Source organism: Photobacterium sp. MCCC 1A19761 (assembly GCF_037389125.1).
In the GTDB taxonomy this organism is placed as follows: Bacteria; Pseudomonadota; Gammaproteobacteria; order Enterobacterales; family Vibrionaceae; genus Photobacterium.
In genome coordinates this window covers 485,335-510,957 of record NZ_JAZGTF010000002.1, presented here as the reverse complement: position 1 = coordinate 510,957, position 25,623 = coordinate 485,335, and the positions used below count along the sequence as shown (strand labels likewise).

Below are 25,623 nucleotides of genomic sequence, written 5' to 3'. Positions count from 1 at the left end.
ACCCTACGAGCTAAAGTACGATCAAAAAAGCGGAGCCCGGGGCTCCGCTTTGTTCATTTCGGGGCGTAATAGCGCGGGGCGCTACACCGGAAATGGTTTATGCTTTGGCTGGTTGAGGCTCAGCGCCTTCAAGCACAGCTTGATCGATTTTGCCTTCGGCACCGTGCATCCAGCGGATCAGTTGGTTCGACAGCAGGAGCAGCACAACCCCGGAGATCCCTGCGGCAATGGCAATGCCGCTGAAGATGGCCATTGGACCGGCTTCACCGACTTGCGAACCAATGATCCCGGCGACGTAGTTGGCGACGGCATTAAACCCGAACCAAACACCCATCATCAGGGACGCCAGACGAAGTGGTGCCAGTTTGGTCACCATTGACAGGCCGATTGGTGATAGGCACAGCTCACCCATGGTATGGAAGAAGTAGGCGGCGATAATCCACAGCATGGACGTTTTCGCGGTGAGGTCTCCCCCTTGCTGCACTACGGCGCCCATCATAAAGACGAAACCAATCGCCAGCATAAACAGGGCCATCGCAAACTTGACCGGCGAGCTTGGCTCTTTCGGCCCCATTTTCACCCACAGCGAGGCCAACACCGGCGCCATGGTGATAATAAAGAACGGGTTCAGTGACTGGAACCAGGCTGTCGGGACTTCAAAACTGCCAATCATCCGGTCAGCATATTCCTGGGTGTAGATGCTCATCAGGCCACCTGCTTGTTCGAAGCCGGCCCAGAAAACCACCACAAACAGACCCATGATCATGATCACTTTCAGACGATCGATTTCCTTTTTGGTCAGGGGCTCTTTCTTGCCGGATGCGTTCATGTTTGCCGCGCGTTTGGCTGCAGGCACCTTCCCGACATCGCCCAGCAGACGCTCAGCAAAAATCATTTGCGTGATCAGGCTGATCACCATCCCGATCCCTGCGGCAACAAAGCCGGCTTTCCAGCCATAAGCGGTGGATGCAGAACCTGCAACAATACCAGCCAAGAGCGCGCCCAGGTTGATTCCCATATAGAAAATCGTAAAGGCGCCATCGCGACGGTTATCCCCTTCCTGGTAAAGATCGCCGACCATGGTCGAAATGTTCGGCTTGAACATGCCATTACCGATAATCAGCAGGCCAAGGCCCAGATAAAAAGCGGTGACGGCATGCGGGTCGACCATGCTATTTGGCAGGGCGAGCGTAAACTGGCCCAAAGCCATCAGTACACCACCGATAATGATTGAGCGGCGTTGGCCCAGGAAGTTATCGGCAATCCAGCCCCCGATCAGCGGGGTGATGTAGACCAGACCGGTGTAAATCCCGTAAAGGCTTAAGGCTTCCTGGGTTGTCCATCCCAACCCGCCATTGATGGTTTTATCTGTGAGATACAGGACCAGAATGGCACGCATGGCGTAGTAGGAGAACCGCTCCCACAGCTCGGTGCCAAACAGCAAAAATAACCCTTTCGGATGTCCTAACAGGGTACCACTATTTCCATTGTTCATGATTTTACTCTGTAATCCATTGTCAGTGTGTTTGCAAATTTGGCCTATTTTATAATCTACAAATTTTTAAACTGCAAACTTTTACAAAATCAGAACAATTTATTATCAGTGTAAGTGGTTGATCTGTAAGTGAGTGGGTGAAATGTGCTCAAAAGTGAAATCTTAGGTTTAAAGGTTTGAGTTGGTTTTATTTGCTGCAGTTGATATTACTTTTGGGATTATATGTCGATTTACTATTGAGTGCTTGGTTGATAATGGTTGCCGATCGTTTTTTTTCATATTTGTTACATTTCTCGGGGCGAGTGTGGCACACAAAGGCGGGGGTTTTATGCGTATGATTGCATCGGGTCAGGCCTGATGACGCTTCAATTTTTGTTGTTGTGTGAGCGTGTGCCGGTCATGGCTGAAGTGAGTCCAAGCTCCGGCGACTAGCAGTGAAGCCTGTCGTGAGATTTCGAATTCTGCACCTTGAGGTTGTTTCGGTATATAATCTTGGGGTTTGGCGTCAATGAAAAAGAGAAGCAGATGAAAGATTGGTACCTTCTATATTGTAAGCGCAGTGAACAGGAGCGCGCCGTGATCAATCTTGATCGCCAAGGTGTCGAATGTTATTACCCGCAGGTTACGGTACAGAAGATTGTTCGGGGAAAACGCACAGAAAGTTGTGAGCCGTTATTTCCCGGTTATATGTTTGTCTACTTTGATCCGGAAGATATCAGCTACACGACTATTCGTTCGACCCGGGGGGTCGCCAATTTCATCAGCCAGGGCGCCAAACCGCAAATCGTGCAGCCGGATATCATCTACGGACTGATGATGAATGAAAATTGCGAGGAGCATCAGGCCAAACTTTCCAGTTTGCCGCAACCGGGTGAGAGCCTGAAGCTAACGCAAGGCCAGTTTAAAGGTATTGAAGCGATTTATCAGGAGCCGGATGGCGAAAAACGATCTTTTATGTTGATCAATTTGCTGGGCAAGCCGGTGAAAGTCAGCGTTCAAAATGAAGATATTGTGAAAAAATAATACGGTGTGTTTTCTTCGGGGTGAACGGTCGCTACTTTTTTGGTGGTTTGATATAGTTTGCCCGAATCTTGATTAATGGAATAAAAAATGCCTACAACTTCCCCTGTCCGTAAAGCGGTGATCCCAGTTGCTGGTCTGGGTACCCGGATGCTGCCTGCAACCAAGGCCATTCCGAAGGAAATGCTGCCGATTGTCGACAAGCCGCTGATTCAGTATGTGGTGAATGAGTGTGTGGCGGCCGGTATTAAAGAGATCGTGCTGGTCACCCATTCGTCGAAGAACTCGATAGAAAACCATTTTGATACCTCATTTGAGCTGGAAGCCACGCTTGAGAAGCGGGTTAAGCGCCAGTTGCTGGAAGAAGTACAAAGTATTTGTCCGAAGGATGTCACCATCATGCATGTCCGTCAGGGACAGGCCAAAGGTCTCGGCCATGCCGTATTGTGTGCGTATCCGCTGATCGGGGATGAGCCGTTTGCCGTCGTGTTGCCGGATGTGATCCTGGATGATGTTGCCAGCGACCTGCGCCAGGAAAATATGGCAGCCATGGTGAAAGCCTTTGCCGAAACCGGGATCAGCCAGGTGATGGTTGAACCGGTGCCGATGTCTGAAGTGTCCAGTTATGGTGTTGCGGATGTCAACGGCAGCGAGTTGCACCCGGGTGAAAGTGCTGCGATGACCAAGGTTGTTGAAAAGCCTGCTGTAGAAGAGGCGCCTTCAAACCTGGCGATCGTCGGCCGTTACGTGCTGCCGGCTGAAATCTGGAAATTGCTGGCGCGAACGCCAGTGGGTGCCGGGGATGAAATTCAGCTGACCGATGCGATTGATATGCTGATGGAATCGACCCAGGTGAATGCGTTCCATATGTCCGGCAAGAGCCATGATTGCGGCAGCAAGTTGGGTTATATGCAAGCCTTTGTCGAGTACGGCATGCGCCACGAGACTCTGGGTGAAGATTTTACCAAGTATCTTAAAACTGTCGTAAAAAGTCTGTCATAGCTCGGCTTAGCGGCGGCGGTGGTCCCATTGTTCGTCTTGGGATGCCATCACTTTGTACCGCGCTGATCACAGCACTGTGTTCAGCATTTTTGATACAAGTTATCCGCCGGCCAAAGAACATTAAAAAAGCGAAAGGGAGACCTTTCGCTTTTTTTGTGTGTGCGTGATTGATCGTTGATCAGCGTTCAATGATGGGGTGAGCACCCATCAACCTTCGCTGTGGAATTGCTCGCAGGCCAGCATCGTGTTTTCGATCAGGGTAGCAACCGTCATCGGGCCAACGCCGCCCGGAACCGGGGTGATATGACGGGCTTTTTCACGAGCGATGTCATATTCGACATCGCCGACCAGTTTGCCGTTATCCAGACGGTTAATGCCGACATCCAGCACAGTTGCACCGGCTTTGATCCAGTCGCCCGGGATAAAGTTCGGTTTACCCACGGCAACGACCAGAATATCGGCCTGGCGAACATGCTGCTCCAGATTTTGGGTAAAACGGTGGCAGGTGGTGGTGGTCGCACCGGCCAGCAGCAGTTCCAGCGTCATTGGTCGCCCAACAATATTGGACGCGCCGACAATTACCGCATGTTTGCCGCGAACCGGAATATTGTAACGATCCAGCAGGGTCATCACCCCCTTCGGGGTGCAAGAACGAAGTTTCGGGATCCGCTGACACAGACGACCGACGTTGTACGGGTGGAAACCATCCACGTCTTTCTCCGGATCGATTCGCTCTAAAACCTTGGTCGCATCGATCCCGGCCGGGAGCGGTAACTGAACCAGAATCCCGTCAATACTTTGATCGGCATTGAGTTCATCGATCAGCGCCAGTAGCTCAGTTTCGCTGGTGGTCGACGGAAGGTCGAACGATTTCGAGGTAAAGCCGACTTCATCACAGGCTTTGCGCTTGCTACCGACATAAATTTGTGACGCAGGGTCATCCCCGACAAGGACAACGGCAAGCCCAGGGGCACGCAACCCAGCTTCGGTTCTCGCTTTTACCCGTGCAGCAACTTCTTGACGAACAGTTTGTGAGATCAGTTTTCCATCAATAATTTGAGCGGCCATGTTTATCCTTTGAGCTGTTAATAACTGAGCGGCGTTATTGTCGCAGAGAATAGAGAATAGGTCTAGCGCAAACGTTTGCCTTTTGGTTTTTGCCGGAATGATGCCAATATGACTCGGGGCCTGCCGGCGTGATGCATGCTGTCATTTCAACAAAATAAAGCTTGGAACTGCTGGTGAGAGCAGGGCTTAAATTTCGTGAATTGAATCAAATTGTTGCTCCTTTAACCGCTTGAGTGCATCGAATGGAAAATTCAAGGAAAAAGCGTTGACGTGGGGGACGGGCAACGTATAATCCCGACCCGTAACTTTTGTTACACACTCCGCGCGCCCTTAGCTCAGTTGGATAGAGCACGTGCCTTCTAAGCATGTGGTCACAGGTTCGAATCCTGTAGGGCGTGCCATTCTTCTAAAGCCCCGATAAGCCTTTGCTTGTCGGGGCTTTTTCGCATGGGCTTCGCGCCAGACGTAGCAGATTTCCTCGTCGCTCGCTGAGGGTTTTGCAGTGTAATCGAGTGATATCACGGATTAATTACCTGACGATCTCCAGGGTTTCATATTCATGAAGAGTCAGCCGAAAAACCGAATATTTGGCTGATTCATCAATAGACAACTTTCTTTGTCAGTGAAAAAAATAGAGCAATCTGTTACTGAGCGTGCAAAGGAAGACCATGTTTGAGCAAATCACCACCCTGATCGCCGAAATCAAAAAAGATCCTTCCCTGAAAGAGACCATCACCTTAGAGAGCCACCTGATTGAAGATGTGGGCCTGGACTCGCTCGATATCATTGACTTTCTGCTGCAACTGGAAGCCGAATTTGACCTCCGGCTTGATTTTGACCAGTTGGATTTTTCAATTATGCAAAGTGTGCAAGCGCTGATGACGTTTATTGCCGAGCAGCAGAGCGAAGTGGCCGCGGATGAGCACTGAGATCCGATGGGCCAGCTTTGAGGCCGAAGCCTTATGGCAGGATCCCTCCCTCGTGACGCTACCGAGATTTGCCGCAGAGCGTGTTGATCCCCAGCTGTATTGCCTGGATGAAGTACTGGTTGCCCGCACCGCCACGGAGCAGGTCTTTACCGTGATTGCGCCGGATCAGGCGTTAGTCCGCTATCACGCCAGTTTGGGTATTGTGTCCTCGCGTCATGCTGCCTTTGTGCATCCTGAGGACTGGCAGGCAGCCGGAATGCCCAACTGGGGGGAAGCGGCTGAAACACTGTGCCACGGGTTACCCCACCAAGGCTTGCAACGGCCGTTTGCCTGTGTGTCGGCTGCTTATCAGTGCACGGCAAGTTCGGCGCATCTGCCATCTTTTGACGCTGTGGTGAAAGTCAATGACAAGCGCTACGCCGTCGAGGTTTGTCGTCAGCTGAATATCCCGCAATTGGGAGAGATCGTTTCAACGCGATCGTCGCTGCTGGCGCTGAACGCCCATCCCCTGCCGATGATTTTAAAAGAGCCGTTTGGTGTCTCCGGTAAAGGTAGCCTGGTGGTGCGTCATCCGGCCATTTGGGAGCGCGTCAGGGAGCACTTGCTACGTCAGGTGGAGGCTGGCCGGCAGGTGGGGCTCATTGCCGAGCCGTTTGTGGATAAAGAGATCGATTTTTCCAGCCAATGGCAGATCAGCCGGGATGGCGATATTGCTTTGCTAGGGTTATCAGAAATCATCAATGACAACCTGAAGTTCTCCGGGGTGAAAGCGATGGGGGATGGATTGTTACAGCGCATCCGTGCGCACGGGTATCCCGAGCTGTTGCGACCATTACTTGCCCGGCTTTATCAGGATGGCTATTGGGGACCGGTCTGCGTGGATTCCATGCTGTTGACGAGTGGGGAAATCGTACCGGTTGTCGAGATCAATGCCCGAGAATCGATGGGCGGCATTGCACATGATTGGTTCGCCCGGCTGGCCGTCGGCGGCGAGGTGCGGTTTCAGCAAGTCAGTGTCAAATACAGCCAGCCACTCGATATCCAACAGCTGTTGGACGGACTGGCGCGGCGAGGCTGCCTGGTCACCGGTGAGCACCGATATGGGTATGTTCCGCTGAACAGCCGCTGCGTGCAATTGCCGGGCGAAATGCCACGGATTGGGCGGCTTTATCTGTTGCAAGTGGGAGCTGATGGCGATGTACAGCAAGCACAGCTTGCTGCGGCACTCGCGGATCAGGGAGCCCGATTGTTATGACATCTGGCACGATTGCGATTTTAACTGCCAGCAGTGGGCTGGGAAGTTTTGTCCCTGCCGTCGCACTGTCCAAATGGTTTCAACGACAACAGCGGTCTGTTCGCTTTTATGCCTTAGAGCAACTCTACACACCGCAGGCCCTGGTCCGATTGGAAAAGACCAAGGCGCAATGCCGGCGGAGCTTGCGCACGGCGTTGCTAACCCAACGCTGGCTGAGCCACAGTCCGGGATCGATCCGCGAGGCGATTGATGCTGAGAAATGGCAAGCATTCAAGGCGCAGTGGCAGCATTGTCCGCCGGAGCAAGTATTTATCTTTAGTGGGTTCTGGCTGTCATTAATTTCTGAGCTTCAGGCAGCGCAAGGCGCGCGAACAACGGGTGAAAATCAACCGGTTTACCATGGGGTACATGTGGATGTAACGGCGTCTCTCTCCTGGCAGCCCGGTGAGATTGGTGATCTACAACACCATCACTTGCTTGCCGAGGGCGACGAGCAGTATCTGGTGCCACCGCCACCTGTGGTGGACTGGGCACAACGGGAGTCACGGGTCGCGGTGCATGGTGGTGGCTGGGACATCGGGGATCTCGACGCATGTATCGCCCTGCTTCGCTCGCGCTATACCTTGCTGCTTGGTCAATCCTCGCTTGCCGATGCCGATGCCGATGCCGATGCCGATGCCGAAAACTGGCAGCTGTTGACCGATCCGGACTGGCTCCCCTGGCAGCACGGCTGCGCTGCCGGAGGGCAGTATCCTGCGCAGACGCTGCTCGGCCAGACGGAAACAAGGACTGGTGAGCAGAGTCGAGCCATAAACGCACGGTGTCCGGACGAGCCACCTTTTCAGCAGCTGTTATCCCGTTGTCGGGCGTTGATCACCAAGCCCGGCGGGGCAAGCCTGATCGACAGTATGGCAACTGCGACGCCGCTCGTGCTGCTGTCACCATTCGGCGACTATGAAGCGGCCAATGGCCGGGCCTGGATCTCACGCGGTTTTGCACTGAGCTTTGATGACTGGAAAGCCCAGGGCTTTGCTGAGGCGCCACTCTATCGCTGTCATCAGGCATTGCTGGTGATGCGGGGCAATCGGTCTGTTTACGGAGAGAAATATGCAAACGAAAACGCAACAGAAGTTGGATGAACACAGTTTTGCCCGGCTGAAGGCGCGGGTGAAGCAGATTTCGTCTACCCAGCGGGGGCTGCGACAGCGGGCAGATTGGGCGGCTGAGATGCCGCATCAGGTCGGGGTGAAGATGAATAATCAGTGTAACCTGCGCTGTCAGCACTGCTTTGAGTGGAATGATGAAGGGTATCACCACCAAATGGAGCGAGATGTCCGCTCGCAGGAAGTTGATCTGGCAATCATCGACAAACTGCTGCGGGCGACGGAATCGACCCAGGCGCCGTTCTATCTCTGGGGTGGTGAGCCGCTGATGTACAAGCAGATGGAAGCTCTGATGGATCGCTTCGTCGAGCATCCGAGGTGGGTCACCATTTGCACCAATGGCCTGCTGATTGAAAAGCACCTGGCGCAACTCTCCCGGATTGATGAGCGGCTGGCGCTGCTCATTAGCCTGGATGGTCTGGAGGCCGAAAATGATGCGATCCGCGGCAAAGGGGTGTTTCGGCGGGTGGAGCGTATCATTCGCACCTTGTTGGAACAGCGCCAACGGCAGGCGTTTGCCGGTAAAGTGTCGCTGTGTCTGACGATCAGCGACAGCACGGTCGGCAAGCTGTTTGAGTTTGTCCGCCACTTTTCCGATTTGGGCATCGACAGTGTGTACCTGGTGTTTCCCTGGTATATCCCGCCTCAGGTTGCCGAGCAGATGGATCAGTGGGTCGGGGAGCAACTGCCCTGGAAGCAGGCGCGGCCGGCCGGGACCCAGGAATACAGCTGGCACGGTTATACCTACCATTTAAGCGACAGCAACATCCCCGCGTTGCTTGATGATATCGCTCGTATCAGTGCTCAAACCTGGGATTGCCGGGTTCGTTTTCATCCCAATCTTGAACCCCACGAAGTTCCTGATTTTGTCGCTGGCAGCACCAAACCCGCTGAAAACAAAACGTTTTGCAGTGCGATTCGCAACCGGCTTGATGTCCTGCCCAACGGGGACGTCACCTCATGCAAGTTTTTTCCCGAGCTGGAGGTTGGGAATCTGCAGTTGCTGCCGGTGCGGGAAGTCTGGCACAGCGCGGCGTACCAGGCTTTTCGCAAACAGCTGCATTGTGGGCTGATGCCCGTCTGTGCCAAGTGCACCTTACTTTACAGCACCGGCTGAGCCAATCAGGAAAGGAAGCGTGATGTCGAATACAAATATCTTACAAAATAAACTGCCGGTCTGGGTCACCCTCCAGCTCACGGATGCCTGCAACCTGCGTTGCAAAATGTGTTACGAGTGGGGAGAAAACGGTGCCTATCACGGGCGGAAAATCTCCCGGCTGGATAAAGACGCCGTGCTGCGGGTCATCGATGAATGCCTACCGGTCAAACCCTACTTTGCCCTGTTTGGCGGTGAGCCCATGATGTATCCGTGGTTTGAGGATGTCGTCGGCCGGATCCGTCAGGGCGGTGCCCGGGTGGATGTGCCGACCAATGGCACCTTTTTAAAGCGCAAGGCGGAGATGTTGGTTGAGACCCCGCCGAACCGGTTGTGGGTGTCGCTGGACGGTCCGGAGGAGATTAATGACGCCCAGCGCGGCGAAAATGTGTATCGCAACGTGCAGGAAGGGGTCGCAACCCTGTTTGAGCTGCGCGAGCGCAAGGGGCTGAAAGAGCCGAAGATCGGCTATACCTTTATCGTGACGCCGCTGACCCACCTCTATATTCAAGGATTCTTTGAAAACTGTCTGGATTTGGACATGGTGGATCACATCAGTATTGAATTTCAGACGTATGCGACGGCGCATGAGCATGACCAGCATCGTCAGCTGTTCCGCCGTTTGTTCGGAGTTGAGGAAACACCTTGTGCCGCCGGGATGCAGGATGATCCGCGCAAGTTTGAAATGATGGATTTCGAAGCCATTCAGGCCCAGATCCGCTGGGTGGAGCAGGCGTGTAAAAAGCGCGGCATTTACTTTGTGTGTTACCCCAAAACCATTGCCAGCGAGAATTACCGGGCATATTTCACCAAACAGTACGCGGACATGGCGGATCAACGTGACAAGTGTTTTTTCCCCTGGATCTACATGGAAGTGGCGTCGAATGGCGACATTACGCCTTGTCATACCTTCTATGATGTCCCGCTCGGCAATATCTATGAGCAGAGTGTGTCCGAGATCTGGAACGGCGGCCATATGAGAAATTTCCGCCATCAGTTGCTGCGCCAAGGCGGGTTGTTTCCCATCTGCGGCTCCTGCGCTCGCTATTATGCAGATCCGAATAAAAGGTGACCGGTATGGCTTATATCTCTGCGCACCAGCTGGGCAAGGAATTCTTCTACTATCGCAAGCAATCCGGGCTGATGGCGTCGCTCAAAAACCTGTGGGGCCGGGAGCAGCTCAGCAAGCAGGTGGTGCGTGATTTGTCCTTTGAAATCGAACAAGGCGAAATTGTCGCGTTTATCGGGCCGAATGGGGCCGGAAAAACCACCACCATGAAGATGCTGTCCGGCATTTTGCATCCCAGCACCGGGCACGCCAGGGTGATGGGGTACGTGCCCTGGGAGCGTGAAAAAGCGTTCAAGCTCAAGTTCTCGATCATCATGGGCCAGAAGCAGCAACTGTGGCCGGACCTCCCGGCGATCGACAGCTTTGAGCTCAATAAACGCATCTATGAAATCGAGGATCGCGCGTATCAGCAAATGCTGGGGGAGCTGAGTGAAATTCTCAACGTCCGGCATTTGCTGGACATCCAGGTGCGACGCCTCTCGCTGGGAGAGCGGATGAAGCTCGAGCTGATCGCTGCGCTGCTGCATCAGCCGGAGGTGATTTTTCTCGATGAGCCGACGCTGGGGCTGGATTTCTTATCGCAGCGGGCAATCCTGGCGTTTTTGAAAACCCTGGCAGAAGAGAAGCGAACCACTATGTTGCTGACCAGCCATAACATGGTCGACATTGCCACCTTGTGTCAGCGTGGGATTGTGATCAGCGGCGGGCAGCTGGTTTATGACGGCAGTCTTGAGGCGCTCGGGGATGTGGTCGGTGCCAAGCGCCACCTGCATGTTTACAGCCATACGCCCATCGAAAAACAGGCGTTTGCCCAGTACGGCCGGATCATTGCTGCGGATCGGAATGAGATTGTGGTTGAGATCAGCAAAGCGCAGTCTCAAACCATTCTGGCCCGGGTCCTGGCGCAGGCGGATGTGGCGGATATCAAGATCAAAGAGCCGCCGCTGGAGCATTGTCTGGAAAGCCTGTATCTGGCGCAAAAGGTTCCGGCATGAGGAAGTATCTGTTTGTCAGCCAGATGGGATTGCAAATGTCGCTGGCCTACCGGCTGAACTATCTGATCAGTGTATTCGCGGCAGGGTTTCCGTTGCTGCTGCAAGTGATGTTCTGGCATGCCATTTTCACTTACACCCAGGCCGAGCAAGTGTATGGCTATCGTTATGAGGAAATGATGGCCTATGCCTTGTTTGCGGCGCTGGTCAGTCAGGCGCTGCGAACCGGGTTTGAGTATGAGGTGGCGACGGATATCAAGGAAGGGGGGCTCAATCGCTTTCTGACCCAGCCCTTGTCGTATTCGGCCTACCGGTTGGCGGCATTTGTGGGGCAGAACCTGGGCTATTTCGCGGCGACCCTGTTGCTGATCGGGGGATGCGCGGTGCTGCTTAATCACTGGCTCCAGATGACGGTGAGTTTGTCTGACTATGTCCGGATGCTGTGTGTCTTGTGCGGGGCGTTCTTCATTCAGTTCTTCCTCTTTTACCTCATTGGGCTGGTGGCTTTCTGGATGCAGGAAGTGTGGGGCGTATTCGAGTCGATTCGCATCGTCGGCCTGGTGCTGTCCGGCGGTGTGTTTCCGCTCACGGTGTTTGGTGAGTCCGGTATGGCCGTGCTTCGCTATCTGCCGTTCCAGTATGTGGTTTTTTTTCCGATCGAAGTGGTGTTGGGGCGGGTCACCGGGAGCGATTTGATGATCGGACTGGCGATCCAGGGGGCCTGGATCATCGGGCTGTTTAGCTTGTCACGCCTGGTTTGGAGCCGGGGTTGCAAACACTTTATTGCACTCGGGGGATGAGGATGGGACGTGAACTGATCAAACACCTGAAAATCTATCTTTTTTTACTCAAGGTCAATGCGATGCGCCAGTTGGAGTATCGCGTCAACATTGTCCTGAACGTGATGGTCGAATTGGGATATCTGGGGGTGAAGCTGCTCTATGCCTATATCGTCCATGACACCGGTGTGCATATTGCGGGATTGCCGCCCAGCAGTATTTATCTGTTTATCGGCACCTATATGCTGATGACGGTTTTTTTCGTCAGTATGCTGCAATTCAACATCATCGGTTTTGATCAGCAAATCAGGAACGGTGATTTCGATGTGTTGCTGACCAAGCCGGTGTCATCCCAGTTTATGGCTACCCTCCGGCATGTCGATACCTGGATCACCCTGCCGAATGTGATTGCCGGGCTGGGGCTCATTGTGTACGGCTGGCAAGCGTCAGCGATTGCGTTGTCGGCTGTCAATCTGCTCGGGTTCATCGGTTATTTACTGCTGGGCGTGGTGACCATGTACGCCATCTTCGTTCTGCCGCTGATGCTGGCGTTCAAGTTTAAAAATATCTCCGCCTTGCAGGCGTTTTACTGGGCGATGTGGGATTTCAATAATCTGCCGCATCGGATCCACCTCAGGCCGGTTCAGCTGGCCTGCACGGTGTTGATCCCGATCTTCCTGGTGACCAACTGGTCGCCGCTGTTTGTGTTGGATCGCCTGTCCGGTGGGGAGCTGGCCTGGGGGATTGCCGCCCCTGTGTTGCTGCTGGCGCTGACGCGGGTGTGTTGGCGCCGGGCAATTCGCCATTATGAAAGTGCCACGAGCTAGAGAAGGGAAGTGATGTTCGATTTAACTGGAAAAACCATTGTGGTGACCGGCAGCTGCCGGGGAATTGGGCTGGCGATTGCCAGGGCGCTCCATGGGCAGGGGGCGAATGTGGTGATCACGGCCCGTAAACCGGCGCAATATCCGGATGTTCTGGCTACGTTTGCCACGGCGCCGGAGCGGGTCCGGTTGGTGCCATGTGACATCACCTCTCCCGAGTCGGTCGCGGCGCTGTTTGAATCGGCTCTGGCCTGGCAGGGGACGCTGTATGGTTGTGTCGCCAATGCCGGCAGCCGTGGCAGCGGGCAGGCAGTGTGCGATATGGATTGGGATGCGTGGCAGGCGCATGTCGGGGCCAACCTGCACGGCACGTTTGCGACGCTGCAGCATGCGGCAAAGCATCTGTGTCGTCAGGGGAAGGGGGGGCGCTTGATGGCGATTTCGAGTTTGTCCGCGGTTAAAGGGACGGCAGGCTTTGCCGACTATGGCGCGGGGAAGGCAGCCATTACCTCGTTGTGCCGCTCCCTGGCGTTAGAGCTGGCTGCCTCAGCGATTACGGTGAACAGTGTCTTACCCGGCTGGGTGGAAACGGAGATGAACCGGGATGTGCTGGCGGATCGCCGTCAGTATGAGTCAATCCGCCGATTGCGGATCCCGCTCGGCCGCTGGGCCACACCGGAAGAGATTGCCCCGTTGGCGGTGTATCTGATGTCGGAGGAGAGCCGTTACCACACCGGCGATGTCATTACTGTGGATGGCGGTTACCGAATTTTCTGAGGATAGATATGCATACAGAAATCAATGTTGCCCCGACGGATTTGGCGCGGCTGGCGCAATCCCGTTTTGCCTTCGATCCGAACAGCCTGGAATCGCCACCGAATTGTTTTATCTTCGGCCTTTATACACTGGCCTCGGTAGAGGCGCCGGTGCCATCCATTGCTAAACTATTCGCCGAGCACAGCTTCTCTTTCCGGCCGGATCACCATTCGCACCCGGCGTTGATCCATCCTGAAACCCGGTTTGCCCGATTTGAGTTTTTCCGCGATCAGACGGGGCCGTATCTGGATGTTCATGCCCGTCATGTCGACGGGAAAATGGCAGATTTACTGCGTGAGCGATGCGGGCTTGAAATTGAGGTGATCCCGTTTACTGATTTTGCCGCGCTGCTCGAGTACATCGGTGAGCGATTCAGTCGTCAGCGCCCGGTGTTGTGTGATTTTGATATGGGCTACATCCCGTCGAGATATCAGTATCAGCTGATCCGTGGCTATGAGCACATCGTCTTTTTGACCCAGTATTGCCCGGCTCAGAGTCGGTTCCTGCTCAGCGATCAGGATGTCCAGGATGATCCGGTGGCGATGCAGGACGTCAGCGCCTGCTTTGATGGGATGCTGAAACTGAAAGGAGTGTTTAACTGTTACCAGGTGAAGCGGGTCGGGGTGCCGTCACCGTACCTATCTATGGCTGAGATCTGTCAGGATGTCGGCGAGAATGTGGCTCACCTGACCACGGGCCAGAGCGAGGCCGGTATGGCCGCCGTCAAGCATTACCTTGAGGGCATGGCACAGGTGAAAGCGTTGAATCAGCCGTTTTATATCTTTGGCCACTGGATCTTCCTCACCCAGCGAAAACTGCAGGTTCGCTGGTGTGAGCTGGCCAGGCAGACACTGACCGCCCCGGCGCAGTGCGCGGCTCTGGCCGATCTTCAGCATCATTTACGTCGACTGACTGACAGATGGGGCGAATTCACGATGCTGGATAACCTTAGTCGCAGCACACAGCGTGTGACGCCAGCGCAGGTTGCCCAGCGGTGTATGGATGCGGCCCGGCTGGAGCTGGAGAGTCCGCGCTATTGGCAGGCGCTGCAAGCAACATTGTGAGTGGCTACCACGGCAGCTCGCTGCCATCCCAGTGAAAGAAACGGCCGGATTGCTCGGGCGTCAAGGTGCTGACAATGCGCAGAATACGTTCCGCCGATTGCGCTGGCGTGTAGTAGCGCCTTGGGTCAATCCCGTCCCGGAACGGGGCTGACAGCGGCGTTTTTGTGGTCCCCGGATGGATGGCAGCAACACTCGCCTGAGGAAACTGACGCCGCCACTCGATACTGAGGGTTTTGATAAACATATTCAGGGCTGCTTTGCTCATCCGGTAGCTGTACCAGCCGCCGCTGCGGTTATCCGAAATCGAGCCGACCATCGCACTCAGGCAGGCGAAACGAAACCGGGCCTGACGTGGATAAAAGGCGGCGAGCCATTGGGCCAGCACGATACTGGTGTAGGTATTCACAGTTAGGTTGAGCTCAAATGTGCGCGGCGTGATCTCGGATAAACGCTTCTCAGGCGTGAGCTGGGGGACATGTGCCTGATGGAGCACGCCGGCCGCGTTAATCACCCAATCCGGATATCCGTAGCGGTCAAATAATGCGGCCAGAGCAGCGCGGGTCGATTCCGGCGCCTGCGAGAGTTCGCCCTGAATCACGGCGAGCTGATTTGGGTAGGCTTTTTGCAGCTGGCACAGGGTGTGTGACGGGGAGCGCGTCATGGCAGTCACGGCGTCTCCGTTTGCCAGGCACCGCGTAACAAGTGCCTGGCCGATACCGCCTGAACCGCCGGCAATCATGACTTTCATTTTATTGGCCGATGAGTGAATGATGATACAGATACGGATTCCGGGGGCGACACGATCAACCCCGGTAAGCCTTACCGGGGCAGGTCGGCGGCATACGTGTGGCGCTGTGGGTGCAGTAAAAACCATCAATCGGCTGTGAAAAAAACCGAAGAATTCAGCTCATGGTCAAAAAATCGTAACGATGCGCGTTTTTTTTGGGTTTTTCCCTTGTAAATGGATTTTTTGCCCCTATCTTGTGTGAAAGGTTTGATGATGACGTACTTTTCTGAAGAGACGCTGTCTCGACGACAGGGCGCAGGATCGCTATAATACCGCGTTTTTAGTTTCTGGCTCAGTGGCCAATTGACCTGGAGTTACAGGAACTATCAGAATTAAGGCGTTATGGTGTTGGCGAGGTCGCCTGCCATAACACGAAAGGATGCCACCGTCAGTTCAACTGATCGGCAACATCACTCAGAGAATACTGAGTAAGTTTTGAGGTTAAATAAAATGCAAGTTACCGTTGAAACCACTGAAGGTCTAGAACGCCAACTCACTATCACAGTGCCAGCTGCAAACATTGAAGATGCTGTAACTGCTGAACTGAAGAAAATTGCTAAGAATCGTCGTTTCGATGGTTTCCGTCCGGGTAAAGCTCCGATGAAAATGGTTGCTCGTATGTTTGGCGCATCTGTACGTCAAGACATCCTGGGTGAAGTGATGCAGCGTCACTACATCGAAGCAATCATCAAAGAGAAAATCAACCCAGCAGGCGCGCCAACCTTCACGCCAGTTGAAATCGCTGAAGGCAAGGACCTGGTTTTCAAAGCATCTTTCGAAGTGTTCCCAGAAGTTGAACTGACTGGTCTGGACAAAATCGCAGTTGAAAAGCCAGCGGTTGAAGTCAAAGACGAAGACGTTGCTGCGATGCTGGATACCCTGCGTAAGCAACAAGCAACTTGGACAGAAGTTGAAGAAGCTGCTGCCGCAGACAGCCGCGTAACTATCGATTTCACTGGCTCTATCGACGGTGAAGAGTTCGAAGGCGGTAAAGCTGAAGGTTTCGCATTGGCTATGGGCCAGGGCCGCATGATCCCAGGTTTCGAAGACGGTATCGTGGGTAAGAAAGCGGGCGACGAGTTTACTGTTGAAGTGACTTTCCCAGAAGAATACCACGCAGAGAACCTGAAAGGTAAAGCTGCCTCTTTCGCCATCAAACTGCACAAAGTTGAAGTTCAGGAACTGCCTGAGCTGACTGAAGAGTTTGTTGCTAAGTTCGGTGTTGAAGACGGTTCTGTTGAAGGTCTGAAAGCTGAAGTTCGCAAGAACATGGAGCGTGAGCTGAAGCAAGCAGTTAAATCTCGCATCAAAGATCAAGTCCTGAACGGTTTGGTTGAGCAGAACGACATCACAGTTCCTGCTGCCCTGATCGACCAGGAAATCAACGTGCTGCGTCAGCAAGCGACACAACGTTTCGGCGGTAATGCGCAAAACGCACTTGAGCTGCCTCGTGAGCTGTTCGAAGAGCAAGCGAAGCGCCGCGTTGTTGTTGGTCTGCTGCTGGGCGAAGTGATCAAGTCTGAAGAGCTGAAAGCTGATGACGAGCGTGTGAAAGCGCTGATCACTGAGATGGCTTCTGCATACGAAGATCCAGCTGAAGTTGTTGCTTACTACGAGCAAAACGAGCAGATGATGAACAACATGCGCAACGTTGCTCTGGAAGAGCAAGCCATTGACGCACTGCTGGCCAAAGCTCAGGTTTCTGAAAAAGAAGTGAGCTTCAACGAGCTGATGAACCAGCAACAGCCTGCGGTTTAATTTGCTGAAATTACTGTAGAGATTTGACTTTGTTTCAAATCTTCTGCTAACAATGGTCCGTGTGAGAGTAATTTCATTCGGGCCATTTATTTTAGGGAAAAAACGTTATGAGCTACCAAGACAACAACGCCATGTCGCCAATTATGAACGCGCTGGTACCTATGGTGGTCGAGCAGACTTCTCGTGGTGAGCGTTCTTACGACATCTATTCCCGACTGCTAAAAGAGCGTGTGATTTTTCTGACCGGTCAGGTTGAAGATCAGATGGCCAACCTAGTGGTTGCGCAGCTTTTATTCCTCGAGTCTGAAAACCCAGACAAAGATATATTTCTGTACATCAACTCTCCGGGTGGCTCGGTCACTGCCGGGATGTCAATTTATGACACCATGCAGCACATCAAGCCGAACGTGAGTACTTTCTGTATGGGTCAGGCCTGCTCCATGGGCGCCTTCCTGCTGGCAGGTGGTGCACCGGGCAAGCGTTTCTGTTTGCCGAACTCCCGGGTGATGATTCATCAGCCGTTGGGCGGTTTCCAGGGCCAGGCATCTGATATTCAGATCCATGCACAAGAAATTCTTACGATCAAACAGAAGCTGAATAATTTGCTTGCAGAGCATACGGGTCAGCCGCTGGAGATTATTGAACGCGATACAGACCGTGATAACTTTATGTCAGCTGAGCAAGCTGTTGAGTATGGTCTGGTCGATGCTGTTTTGAGTAAGCGCGACTAATGTCATTGTTTTTGTTCTGTCACCTTGGAATTTCGGGTGACGGAGCAAAATGGCAAGAGTTGTTATACACTCAAAACAAGGCAATGATGGGGTGAAACCCGAAAAGAGGTTAGCGAATGACAGATAAGCGAAAAGAGAGTGGTAGTGGAAAACTGCTGTACTGCTCTTTCTGCGGTAAGAGTCAACATGAAGTTCGCAAGCTGATTGCAGGCCCTTCGGTTTATATTTGCGATGAATGTGTCGATTTATGTAACGACATTATTCGTGAAGAAATCAAAGAAGTGATGCCTAAGCGTGATGGCAGCGAGCTTCCGACACCACAGGAAATTCGTGCGAACCTGGATGATTACGTGATTGGGCAGGACCATGCTAAAAAAGTCCTGGCTGTTGCGGTGTACAACCACTATAAACGTCTGCGTAACGGCGATACCACCAGTGATGGGGTTGAGCTGGGCAAGAGTAACATCCTGCTGATTGGCCCGACCGGGAGTGGTAAAACACTGCTGGCAGAGACCCTGGCCCGCATGCTGGATGTGCCATTTACCATGGCCGATGCCACCACCCTGACCGAAGCCGGTTACGTGGGTGAAGACGTTGAAAATATCATTCAGAAACTGCTTCAGAAGTGTGACTATGATGTCGCTAAAGCTGAACGTGGTATTGTCTATATCGATGAAATCGATAAGATTTCCCGAAAATCAGATAACCCATCCATTACCCGTGACGTCTCGGGTGAAGGGGTTCAGCAGGCCTTGCTGAAACTGATTGAAGGGACGGTGGCTTCGGTGCCGCCGCAAGGTGGCCGTAAGCATCCGCAGCAGGAATTCCTGCAAGTGGACACCTCAAAGATTCTGTTTATCTGTGGCGGTGCGTTTGCCGGCCTGGATAAAGTGGTTGAGCAGCGTGTCGCGACCGGCAGCGGTATCGGTTTCGGGGCGGAGGTCCGCTCGAAAGACGAATCTCGCACCCTGAGCGCTCTGTTTGAGCAGGTTGAACCGGAAGATTTGGTCAAATACGGTCTGATCCCAGAGTTCATTGGTCGTCTGCCGGTGACCGCCATCCTGAACGAACTGGATGAGCAGGCACTGGTCCAGATCCTGCGTGAGCCGAAGAATGCGCTGACCAAGCAATATGCAGCACTGCTGGAGCTTGAGAACGTTGAGCTGGAATTCCGCGATGATGCACTGGTTGCGATTGCCCGTAAGGCGATGGAACGTAAAACCGGTGCCCGGGGTCTGCGCTCCATTGTGGAAGCGGTCCTGCTAGATACCATGTATGAACTGCCTTCTGCGGAAGGGGTGAGCAAAGTCGTGATTGACGAGTCCGTGATCAAGGGTGAGTCTGAGCCGTTGCTGATCTACGAAAACACCGAAAATCAAGCAGCTGGCGCTGAGTGATTGGTGAATAACTGTTCATAATGCTGAAAAAAAGGAGGCTTTGGCCTCCTTTTTTATTTTCTGCTACTTACCCCGTTGAATCTTGCCGCTTTACCCCCATATACTCAGTTAAAGAGATTGAACGGAAGAGAGAAGAATATGAACCTGGAGCGTTCGGAACGCCTTGAGATCCCCGTTCTGCCACTGCGTGATGTGGTGGTCTACCCTCATATGGTCATTCCATTGTTTGTAGGCCGGGATAAATCTATTCGTTGCCTGGAATCGGCAATGGACGACAATAAGCAGATCCTGTTGGTTGCCCAGAAAGAAGCGGCAACCGATGAGCCTGCGATTGAAGACCTGTACAGTGTCGGTACCGTTGCCACGATTCTCCAGTTGCTGAAGCTGCCTGATGGCACCGTGAAAGTGTTGGTCGAAGGCCAGCAGCGCGCCAAGGTCAATAACCTGCGCGATGATGAATTCTTCGTGGCGGACGCTGAATTTCTGGTGACCCAGGAGATGGACGAGCGTGAGCAGGAAGTCCTGGTTCGCACCGCGATCAATCAGTTTGAAGGCTTTATCAAGCTGAACAAAAAGATCCCGCCGGAAGTGCTGACGTCCCTCAATGGCATTGACGAAGCGGCCCGCCTGGCAGACACCATCGCGGCGCACATGCCGTTGAAATTGGCGGACAAACAAAAAGTCTTAGAAATTATCGAGATCACGGAACGTCTTGAGTTCCTGATGGCGATGATGGAATCCGAGATTGATCTGCTGCAGGTCGAGAAGCGCATTCGCGGCCGCGTGAAAAAGCAGATGGAGAAAAGCCAGCGCGAGTATTATCTCAATGAACAGATGAAAGCCATCCAGAAAGAGCTGGGTGAGCTGGATGACGCGCCGGATGAATTTGAATCGCTGAAGAAAAAGATCGACGAATCCAAGATGCCGGCTGAGGCTCGGGAGAAAACCGAGCAAGAACTGCAAAAGCTGAAAATGATGTCGCCGATGTCGGCCGAAGCCACTGTGGTGCGCGGTTATATCGACTGGATGCTGAGTGTGCCTTGGTACAAGCGCTCGAAGGTGAAGAAAAACCTGGCCAAGGCCGAGGAGGTGCTCAACGCCGACCATTATGGTCTGGAGCGCGTCAAAGAGCGGATTCTGGAGTACTTAGCCGTTCAGAGCCGGATCAATAAGCTGAAAGGTCCGATCCTGTGTCTGGTGGGTCCACCGGGGGTCGGTAAAACCTCATTGGGACAGTCGATTGCTGCTGCCACCGGCCGACAGTATGTTCGGATGGCCCTGGGTGGCGTGCGTGATGAAGCCGAGATCCGGGGACACCGCCGGACTTATATCGGCTCAATGCCGGGCAAGCTGATCCAGAAGATGGCCAAAGTCGGGGTGAAGAACCCACTGTTCCTGCTGGATGAAATCGACAAAATGTCATCAGACATGCGCGGCGATCCGGCATCTGCGCTGCTGGAAGTGCTGGATCCGGAGCAGAACAACGCCTTTAACGATCATTATCTGGAAGTGGATTACGATCTGTCGGATGTCATGTTCGTAGCAACCTCGAACTCGATGAACATTCCGGGTCCGTTGCTGGATAGGATGGAAGTGATTCGTCTGTCGGGCTACACCGAAGATGAGAAGCTCAACATTGCCAAGCGTCACCTGCTTGATAAACAAATTAAGCGTAACGGCCTGAAGCCGGGCGAAATTGAGGTCGATGACTCGGCGCTGATCGGGATCATCCGCTACTACACCCGTGAGGCGGGTGTGCGGAGCCTGGAGCGAGAAATCTCCAAGCTGTGCCGCAAAGCCGTGAAAGAGATCCTGCTCAATCCGGAAACCAAGAAAGTGTCTATCAGTCAGGTTAATCTGAAGGATTATCTGGGTGTGCAGCGCTTCGACTACGGCAAGGCGGAAGAAAGCAACCGTGTGGGTCAGGTCACCGGACTGGCATGGACTGAAGTGGGCGGCGATCTGCTGACGATTGAAACAGAATCCATGCCGGGTAAAGGCAAACTGACCTTCACCGGCTCGTTGGGTGATGTGATGCAAGAGTCGATTCAGGCCGCGATGACGGTGGTACGCAGCCGTGCTGAGCGTCTGGGCATCGATAAAGACTTCTACGAGAAGCGGGATATTCATGTGCACGTTCCGGAAGGGGCAACGCCGAAAGACGGTCCAAGTGCCGGGATTGCGATGTGTACCGCGCTGGTGTCCAGCCTGACCGGTAACCCGGTCCGCGGAGATGTGGCGATGACCGGTGAGATCACCCTGCGTGGGGAAGTGTTGCCGATTGGCGGCCTGAAAGAAAAATTGCTGGCAGCGCATCGCGGTGGCATCAAAACGGTCCTGATCCCGAAAGAGAACGAACGTGATCTGGAAGAGATCCCGGATAACGTGATTGCTGACCTGGAAGTGCGCCCGGTTCGCTGGATTGATGAAGTTCTGACGGTTGCTCTGCAGAACAACCCGACAGGCATCGAGCTGGTCAACGCGCAAAACAGTGACATGCAGCAAAGTTAACTCATGAAAAAACGCTTTCAAGCGCGAAAAGCCTTGTCAGCGTTTTTTTGTATCGCTATAAGTTAGGTCTGATTTGGCTGTGAGCCCAATAATATCAATACTTACCCGTATCTCAGGTGTTCGGTACTGATATACTTAGGCCTGATATCTTTTTTTGTCCGTACCAGACAAGTGATGGTCACCGTGGATTGCGGACGAGGTTCATAGAGGGGATGAAATCGTGAACAAAACTCAGTTAGTTGATAAAATCGCTGAAAATGCAGATATTTCTAAAGCGTCTGCTGGCCGTGCGCTGGATGCCTTCATTGACGCGGTAGCTGACTCGCTGAAAGCGGGTGAGCAGGTTGCATTGGTCGGCTTTGGTACTTTCTCCGTTCGCGAACGTGCCGCGCGCACTGGTCGTAACCCACAAACCGGGGAAGAGATCCAGATTTCTGCAGCGAAGGTTCCTGGCTTTAAAGCAGGTAAAGCGCTGAAAGATTCTGTAAACTAATTGCCGCGATTTTAGCGCTGTTAGGATTGAACAATGATCGATGTCGGTTGTCACACCTTGTGTCACCCTGGCATGAAAACGAAGGCGCATCAGGTTGATGCGCTTTTTTTACTTTGAAACTGTGTGATATTTGTTGTGTCTGGACCTGGTTTCCGGGACCTAAAGCATTCTTCACAACCCCGAGCCCGATCGAATTAAGCAGGAGATACGGCAGACTATGATGGAGCGTATGCGCGAAGGCGCTAGCAGCATTTGGGTTAAGATCATTCTTGGCCTGATTATTTTTTCTTTTATTTTTGCCGGTGTCGGTGGCTATCTCGCCGGTAGTGGTGAGCCGGTTGCCGCGAAAATTGATGACCGGAATATCAGCCAGCGTGAGTTCGAGCAGGCTTACCAGAATGAACGTAACCGGATGCAGTCGCAGCTGGGCGATTACTTCAATACCCTGATGGGTGATCCGGCTTATGTACAACAGTTCCGTCGTAGTGTGCTCGACCGTCTGGTCAACGATGTGCTGATTGAAGAACGCGCCAATGCGCTGGGGATGCGCATCAGCGACGAGCAGGTTCGTAAAGCGATTGTCGCGATGCCGGAGTTCCAGCGTGAAGGTCAGTTTGACAATGAACTGTATAACAGCCTGCTGCGCCGCGCCGGATATACCCCGGATCGCTTCGCAGAGACGATTCGCACCGATATGCTGCGCCAGCAACTGCTGGGTGCGCTGCAGAGCAGTGACTTTGCCCTGAACTATGAGCTGACTGCCCTGACGAAGCTGGAGCAGCAGCAGCGTGTGGTGCGCTCCCTGACCCTGGATTTGGCGGATTTCGAAAAACGTGTCGAAATCACGGACGAAGAAGTCAAAGCGTATTACGAGCAGAACCCGCTGCAGTTTACCCGCCCGGCGCAAGTGAAGGTGGCTTACATCGAACTGTCCGGCCAGGGGCTGACAGAGACGCTGAACGTGTCTGAAGCTGAGGCGAAAGCTTACTACGATGAGCACCGCAATAAATATGCAACGGCCGAGCAGCGTAAAGCGAGCCATATCCTGATCCAGGGTGACAGCGAAGCGGCGAAGGCGAAAGCGGAAGCCCTGCTGGCACAGCTGAAGCAAGGGGATGATTTTGCTGAGCTGGCAAAAACTGCGTCTGATGATACCTTCAGCGGTAAAGATGGCGGCCAGTTAGACTGGTTCGAGCGCGGGGTGATGGATCCGGCGTTTGAAGATGCTGCGTTTGCTCTGAACCCGGGAGAAATCTCCGAGCTGGTTCAATCGTCTTTTGGTTTCCACATCATCAAACTGGATGACATTAAGAACTCAGAAGTGAAGCCGTTTGCCGATGTCCGCGACGAGATCCTGGCTGATCTGCGTGAGCAAGGCGCTGCTGAAGCTTTCTACGATCTGCAAACTCAACTGGCGGAGAAGGCTTTCGAAATGCCGGATTCTCTGGATGATGCTGCGAAAGCTGTCGATGCTGAAGTGCATCACACAGACTTCTTTGCCCATGATGAAGCACCGGGGATTCTGGCCAATCCTTTAGTCCTGCAGGCGCTGGACAGCCCGGAAGTGCGCGAGGACGGTCTGAACTCAGAAGTGATTGAAGTCGGTCCTGAGCATGTGGTGGTTGTCCGGGTGGATGACGCTCGTGAAGAGACCCTGCTGCCGTTTGAAGATGTAGCAGAGACGGCGCGTCAGCAGCTGGCGGCCCAAAAAGGTGAGCAGGCTGCGCAGGATAAAGCTGATGAAGTGATTGCTGCACTGCGTGAGGGCAATACCGGCATTCTGGCGCAGGAAGATCTGAGCTTTAGTGATGCACAGACGATTGAGCGTACCGGAGCGAACCTGATGCTGTCTCGTGTTGCCTTTGGTCTGGCGAAGCCAGAAGCAGATCAGCCGGTTTACGGCATGACGCGTGATGCGCAGGGCAATGTGATGATCATTGCACTCGATGCGGTCGTTGAGGCGAGCGTGGCGCCGGTGGCAACCGATAGCCAACTGGCCGGCCAGGTTGAGCAGATGAACGCACAGCGCGATATTATGGCGACCCTGGAAGTGCTGCGTGATACCGCCGATGTCAGCTACCCAACTTTGGATGCAGTTGAAAACTAATTGTAATCGAGCGATTACTTGACGGGCCGCCCTTGTGCGGCCCGTCGTTTTTTCGGCGTCTGCCTGTCATTTTCAGCTCGTTTCTGTGGCCTGAGGTATTAATCTGCGGATCAGTTCTTTTGAAATCTAATACACGAGGTTTGAAATGAAAAAGCTGATACACAGCCTGGTGCTGGCTCTGACACTTTGTCTGTCTCCACTCGCCCAAGCCGAACAGGATCCCCATGAAGGGATCTCCATTACAGTCAATATCAACACCGCCAATGCGGAAGAGCTCGATACCCTCTTAATTGGGGTCGGTCCGGATAAGGCAGCGAAGATCATTGCTTATCGTGAAGCGCATGGGAACTTTACCTCGGTGGAGGACTTAACTAAGGTCAACGGCATTGGGACAGCGACGGTTGAGAAAAACCGCGATCGGATTCAATTGTAAGATGGGCTGGGACCCGAACCCGGACTCGCTTGTGATGGGAAAGTAAGATTGTGACCATAGCCCGGGGTGTACCTGCATCGCCGGGCTTCTTTTTTGATCAGATAATACTTTGGACAAACAATAGTTTGGTCAGAGAATGGCTGGGTCGCGAACGGTTTGGTGAGTGAACGGCGCCTGTCGCGTTGGCTTCAGATGTTGTTGTGCTGCGTGTCACGTCGTTTTCGGTAACGCTGCCAGGCGATACAGCTCACGGCGATCGCCACCCCGGCCAGCGCGCCGGCCAAATGGGCTTCTGTGGCAACCCGGGCCCCAATCAGCGCCTCAGAGCTGGCAGAGCCGCCTGCGATCTGTTCCCAGCCAATCTTCCCCCCCAGACCGAGTAAGAGCAGCCAACCCCCTTGTTGTCGCGTCTGGATATCTTTGACTGCACCCCAGGCAAATACACCGTGGAGGACTCCGGACAAACCGACATACCAGCGAATCTCGCTGGCCAGAATGGCGAGTCCGACCAGGGTGGACAATCCCAGTAACAGCACGGTGAAGGGCTTGAGGCGAATATGTGCCCGGAAAATAAAACTGATGATGGCCAGTGCCAGGGTATTCATGATCATGTGCGGCCAATTGGTATGGGTGAGGTTTCCTGTTAGGATCCGCCAGATTTCGCCGTGAACAATCGCCTGGCGATCCCAGGCCAGCCAGAACTGGATATCCGGCCATTGGGTGATGACCAGCAGCAGGGCGGCGAGTGATAGATAAATTCGAAGAGACAAGGTT

The 25,623-nt window shown here is 53.5% G+C and carries 23 protein-coding genes and 1 tRNA gene; 20 read left to right on the top strand and 4 right to left on the bottom strand.

Annotated elements, in window-relative coordinates:
- Nucleotides 1-97 precede the first annotated feature (97 nt).
- The gene (locus VV869_RS04955) at nucleotides 98-1,495 is read right to left on the bottom strand and encodes a peptide MFS transporter (RefSeq protein WP_337733858.1); all 1,398 of its coding nucleotides are present in this window, start codon (nucleotides 1,493-1,495) and stop codon (nucleotides 98-100) included.
- Nucleotides 1,496-2,020: 525 nt separating this feature from the next.
- Here VV869_RS04955 and rfaH point away from each other — a divergent pair.
- Together rfaH and galU are read left to right on the top strand one after the other, a co-directional pair.
- Nucleotides 2,021-2,518: a transcription/translation regulatory transformer protein RfaH gene (gene rfaH, locus VV869_RS04950; protein ID WP_337733857.1), complete on the top strand. Its 498-nt coding sequence runs from the start codon at nucleotides 2,021-2,023 to the stop codon at nucleotides 2,516-2,518.
- 87 nt (nucleotides 2,519-2,605) lie between these two features.
- The gene (gene galU, locus VV869_RS04945) at nucleotides 2,606-3,517 is read left to right on the top strand and encodes a UTP--glucose-1-phosphate uridylyltransferase GalU (RefSeq protein WP_337733856.1); all 912 of its coding nucleotides are present in this window, start codon (nucleotides 2,606-2,608) and stop codon (nucleotides 3,515-3,517) included.
- A gap of 207 nt (nucleotides 3,518-3,724) precedes the next feature.
- On the opposite strand, the gene folD is transcribed toward galU, so the two are convergent.
- Nucleotides 3,725-4,585 (bottom strand): bifunctional methylenetetrahydrofolate dehydrogenase/methenyltetrahydrofolate cyclohydrolase FolD, encoded by an 861-nt coding sequence (gene folD / locus VV869_RS04940; RefSeq protein ID WP_337733855.1) that lies wholly within the window; start codon nucleotides 4,583-4,585, stop codon nucleotides 3,725-3,727.
- 324 nt (nucleotides 4,586-4,909) lie between these two features.
- Here folD and VV869_RS04935 point away from each other — a divergent pair.
- The 11 genes from VV869_RS04935 to VV869_RS04885 all read left to right on the top strand — a co-directional run bounded on the left by VV869_RS04935 (nucleotide 4,910) and on the right by VV869_RS04885 (nucleotide 14,632).
- Nucleotides 4,910-4,986, top strand: a tRNA-Arg gene (locus tag VV869_RS04935).
- 267 nt (nucleotides 4,987-5,253) lie between these two features.
- Nucleotides 5,254-5,514: an acyl carrier protein gene (locus VV869_RS04930; RefSeq protein ID WP_261600550.1), complete on the top strand. Its 261-nt coding sequence runs from the start codon at nucleotides 5,254-5,256 to the stop codon at nucleotides 5,512-5,514.
- Nucleotides 5,504-6,769, top strand: a complete 1,266-nt coding sequence (locus tag VV869_RS04925; protein ID WP_337733854.1) for a hypothetical protein — start codon at nucleotides 5,504-5,506, stop codon at nucleotides 6,767-6,769. The genes VV869_RS04930 and VV869_RS04925 overlap by 11 nt, the downstream gene beginning before the upstream one ends.
- Complete coding sequence (locus tag VV869_RS04920) at nucleotides 6,766-7,908, top strand: hypothetical protein (protein WP_337733853.1); 1,143 nt, start codon at nucleotides 6,766-6,768, stop codon at nucleotides 7,906-7,908. Before VV869_RS04925 ends, VV869_RS04920 begins: the two co-directional genes overlap by 4 nt.
- Entirely contained in the window at nucleotides 7,877-9,049 is a 1,173-nt protein-coding gene (locus tag VV869_RS04915) for a radical SAM protein (RefSeq protein WP_337733852.1), read from the top strand. The genes VV869_RS04920 and VV869_RS04915 overlap by 32 nt, the downstream gene beginning before the upstream one ends.
- A gap of 22 nt (nucleotides 9,050-9,071) precedes the next feature.
- Nucleotides 9,072-10,160, top strand: coding sequence for a radical SAM protein (locus VV869_RS04910; protein WP_261600546.1), 1,089 nt, complete (start codon nucleotides 9,072-9,074; stop codon nucleotides 10,158-10,160).
- A 5-nt stretch (nucleotides 10,161-10,165) separates the two neighbouring features.
- On the top strand, nucleotides 10,166-11,152 hold the full coding sequence (locus VV869_RS04905) for an ABC transporter ATP-binding protein (protein ID WP_337733851.1): 987 nt from the start codon (nucleotides 10,166-10,168) through the stop codon (nucleotides 11,150-11,152).
- A complete protein-coding gene (locus tag VV869_RS04900; RefSeq protein ID WP_337733850.1) occupies nucleotides 11,149-11,949 on the top strand; it encodes an ABC transporter permease in 801 nt (266 codons plus the stop codon). Before VV869_RS04905 ends, VV869_RS04900 begins: the two co-directional genes overlap by 4 nt.
- A gap of 2 nt (nucleotides 11,950-11,951) precedes the next feature.
- Nucleotides 11,952-12,755, top strand: a complete 804-nt coding sequence (locus VV869_RS04895) for an ABC transporter permease (protein WP_337733849.1) — start codon at nucleotides 11,952-11,954, stop codon at nucleotides 12,753-12,755.
- A gap of 12 nt (nucleotides 12,756-12,767) precedes the next feature.
- Nucleotides 12,768-13,529, top strand: coding sequence for an SDR family NAD(P)-dependent oxidoreductase (locus tag VV869_RS04890; RefSeq protein ID WP_337733848.1), 762 nt, complete (start codon nucleotides 12,768-12,770; stop codon nucleotides 13,527-13,529).
- Between the two features lie 8 nt (nucleotides 13,530-13,537).
- Entirely contained in the window at nucleotides 13,538-14,632 is a 1,095-nt protein-coding gene (locus VV869_RS04885; RefSeq protein ID WP_337733847.1) for a hypothetical protein, read from the top strand.
- A gap of 4 nt (nucleotides 14,633-14,636) precedes the next feature.
- Here the strand turns inward: VV869_RS04885 and VV869_RS04880 are convergent, their stop codons facing one another.
- On the bottom strand, nucleotides 14,637-15,371 hold the full coding sequence (locus VV869_RS04880; protein WP_337733894.1) for an SDR family NAD(P)-dependent oxidoreductase: 735 nt from the start codon (nucleotides 15,369-15,371) through the stop codon (nucleotides 14,637-14,639).
- A gap of 498 nt (nucleotides 15,372-15,869) precedes the next feature.
- Between VV869_RS04880 and tig the strand changes: the two genes are divergently transcribed.
- The 7 genes from tig to VV869_RS04845 all read left to right on the top strand — a co-directional run bounded on the left by tig (nucleotide 15,870) and on the right by VV869_RS04845 (nucleotide 24,849).
- On the top strand, nucleotides 15,870-17,177 hold the full coding sequence (tig, locus tag VV869_RS04875; protein WP_337733846.1) for a trigger factor: 1,308 nt from the start codon (nucleotides 15,870-15,872) through the stop codon (nucleotides 17,175-17,177).
- A gap of 107 nt (nucleotides 17,178-17,284) precedes the next feature.
- Nucleotides 17,285-17,908, top strand: a complete 624-nt coding sequence (clpP, locus tag VV869_RS04870; protein ID WP_337733845.1) for an ATP-dependent Clp endopeptidase proteolytic subunit ClpP — start codon at nucleotides 17,285-17,287, stop codon at nucleotides 17,906-17,908.
- A gap of 116 nt (nucleotides 17,909-18,024) precedes the next feature.
- Nucleotides 18,025-19,305 (top strand): ATP-dependent protease ATP-binding subunit ClpX, encoded by a 1,281-nt coding sequence (clpX, locus tag VV869_RS04865; protein WP_337733844.1) that lies wholly within the window; start codon nucleotides 18,025-18,027, stop codon nucleotides 19,303-19,305.
- Between the two features lie 138 nt (nucleotides 19,306-19,443).
- Nucleotides 19,444-21,816, top strand: coding sequence for an endopeptidase La (gene lon / locus VV869_RS04860; RefSeq protein WP_337733843.1), 2,373 nt, complete (start codon nucleotides 19,444-19,446; stop codon nucleotides 21,814-21,816).
- Nucleotides 21,817-22,036: 220 nt separating this feature from the next.
- The gene (gene hupB / locus VV869_RS04855; RefSeq protein ID WP_337733842.1) at nucleotides 22,037-22,309 is read left to right on the top strand and encodes a nucleoid-associated protein HU-beta; all 273 of its coding nucleotides are present in this window, start codon (nucleotides 22,037-22,039) and stop codon (nucleotides 22,307-22,309) included.
- A gap of 217 nt (nucleotides 22,310-22,526) precedes the next feature.
- Complete coding sequence (ppiD, locus tag VV869_RS04850; RefSeq protein WP_337733840.1) at nucleotides 22,527-24,416, top strand: peptidylprolyl isomerase; 1,890 nt, start codon at nucleotides 22,527-22,529, stop codon at nucleotides 24,414-24,416.
- Between the two features lie 145 nt (nucleotides 24,417-24,561).
- Nucleotides 24,562-24,849 carry a ComEA family DNA-binding protein gene (locus tag VV869_RS04845; protein WP_337733839.1) on the top strand — a complete coding sequence of 96 codons (288 nt, stop codon included), beginning with the start codon at nucleotides 24,562-24,564 and terminating at the stop codon, nucleotides 24,847-24,849.
- A 188-nt stretch (nucleotides 24,850-25,037) separates the two neighbouring features.
- Here the strand turns inward: VV869_RS04845 and rrtA are convergent, their stop codons facing one another.
- Complete coding sequence (gene rrtA / locus VV869_RS04840) at nucleotides 25,038-25,619, bottom strand: rhombosortase (protein ID WP_337733838.1); 582 nt, start codon at nucleotides 25,617-25,619, stop codon at nucleotides 25,038-25,040.
- Nucleotides 25,620-25,623 lie beyond the last annotated feature (4 nt).

Excerpts from the sequence above, each read along its gene's own strand:
- VV869_RS04895 (WP_337733849.1), top strand. The coding sequence starts at position 11,952 with ATGGGACGTGAACTGATCAAACACCTGAAAATCTATCTTTTTTTACTC.
- VV869_RS04920 (WP_337733853.1), top strand. The coding sequence starts at position 6,766 with ATGACATCTGGCACGATTGCGATTTTAACTGCCAGCAGTGGGCTGGGA.
- galU (WP_337733856.1), top strand. The coding sequence starts at position 2,606 with ATGCCTACAACTTCCCCTGTCCGTAAAGCGGTGATCCCAGTTGCTGGT.
- VV869_RS04930 (WP_261600550.1), top strand. The coding sequence starts at position 5,254 with ATGTTTGAGCAAATCACCACCCTGATCGCCGAAATCAAAAAAGATCCT.
- VV869_RS04915 (WP_337733852.1), top strand. The coding sequence starts at position 7,877 with ATGCAAACGAAAACGCAACAGAAGTTGGATGAACACAGTTTTGCCCGG.
- tig (WP_337733846.1), top strand. The coding sequence starts at position 15,870 with ATGCAAGTTACCGTTGAAACCACTGAAGGTCTAGAACGCCAACTCACT.
- VV869_RS04905 (WP_337733851.1), top strand. The coding sequence starts at position 10,166 with ATGGCTTATATCTCTGCGCACCAGCTGGGCAAGGAATTCTTCTACTAT.
- VV869_RS04910 (WP_261600546.1), top strand. The coding sequence starts at position 9,072 with ATGTCGAATACAAATATCTTACAAAATAAACTGCCGGTCTGGGTCACC.
- VV869_RS04880 (WP_337733894.1), bottom strand. The coding sequence starts at position 15,371 with ATGATTGCCGGCGGTTCAGGCGGTATCGGCCAGGCACTTGTTACGCGG.
- rfaH (WP_337733857.1), top strand. The coding sequence starts at position 2,021 with ATGAAAGATTGGTACCTTCTATATTGTAAGCGCAGTGAACAGGAGCGC.
- VV869_RS04955 (WP_337733858.1), bottom strand. The coding sequence starts at position 1,495 with ATGAACAATGGAAATAGTGGTACCCTGTTAGGACATCCGAAAGGGTTA.
- VV869_RS04845 (WP_337733839.1), top strand. The coding sequence starts at position 24,562 with ATGAAAAAGCTGATACACAGCCTGGTGCTGGCTCTGACACTTTGTCTG.
- VV869_RS04900 (WP_337733850.1), top strand. The coding sequence starts at position 11,149 with ATGAGGAAGTATCTGTTTGTCAGCCAGATGGGATTGCAAATGTCGCTG.
- VV869_RS04890 (WP_337733848.1), top strand. The coding sequence starts at position 12,768 with ATGTTCGATTTAACTGGAAAAACCATTGTGGTGACCGGCAGCTGCCGG.
- clpP (WP_337733845.1), top strand. The coding sequence starts at position 17,285 with ATGAGCTACCAAGACAACAACGCCATGTCGCCAATTATGAACGCGCTG.
- clpX (WP_337733844.1), top strand. The coding sequence starts at position 18,025 with ATGACAGATAAGCGAAAAGAGAGTGGTAGTGGAAAACTGCTGTACTGC.
- ppiD (WP_337733840.1), top strand. The coding sequence starts at position 22,527 with ATGATGGAGCGTATGCGCGAAGGCGCTAGCAGCATTTGGGTTAAGATC.
- VV869_RS04925 (WP_337733854.1), top strand. The coding sequence starts at position 5,504 with ATGAGCACTGAGATCCGATGGGCCAGCTTTGAGGCCGAAGCCTTATGG.
- folD (WP_337733855.1), bottom strand. The coding sequence starts at position 4,585 with ATGGCCGCTCAAATTATTGATGGAAAACTGATCTCACAAACTGTTCGT.
- lon (WP_337733843.1), top strand. The coding sequence starts at position 19,444 with ATGAACCTGGAGCGTTCGGAACGCCTTGAGATCCCCGTTCTGCCACTG.
- VV869_RS04885 (WP_337733847.1), top strand. The coding sequence starts at position 13,538 with ATGCATACAGAAATCAATGTTGCCCCGACGGATTTGGCGCGGCTGGCG.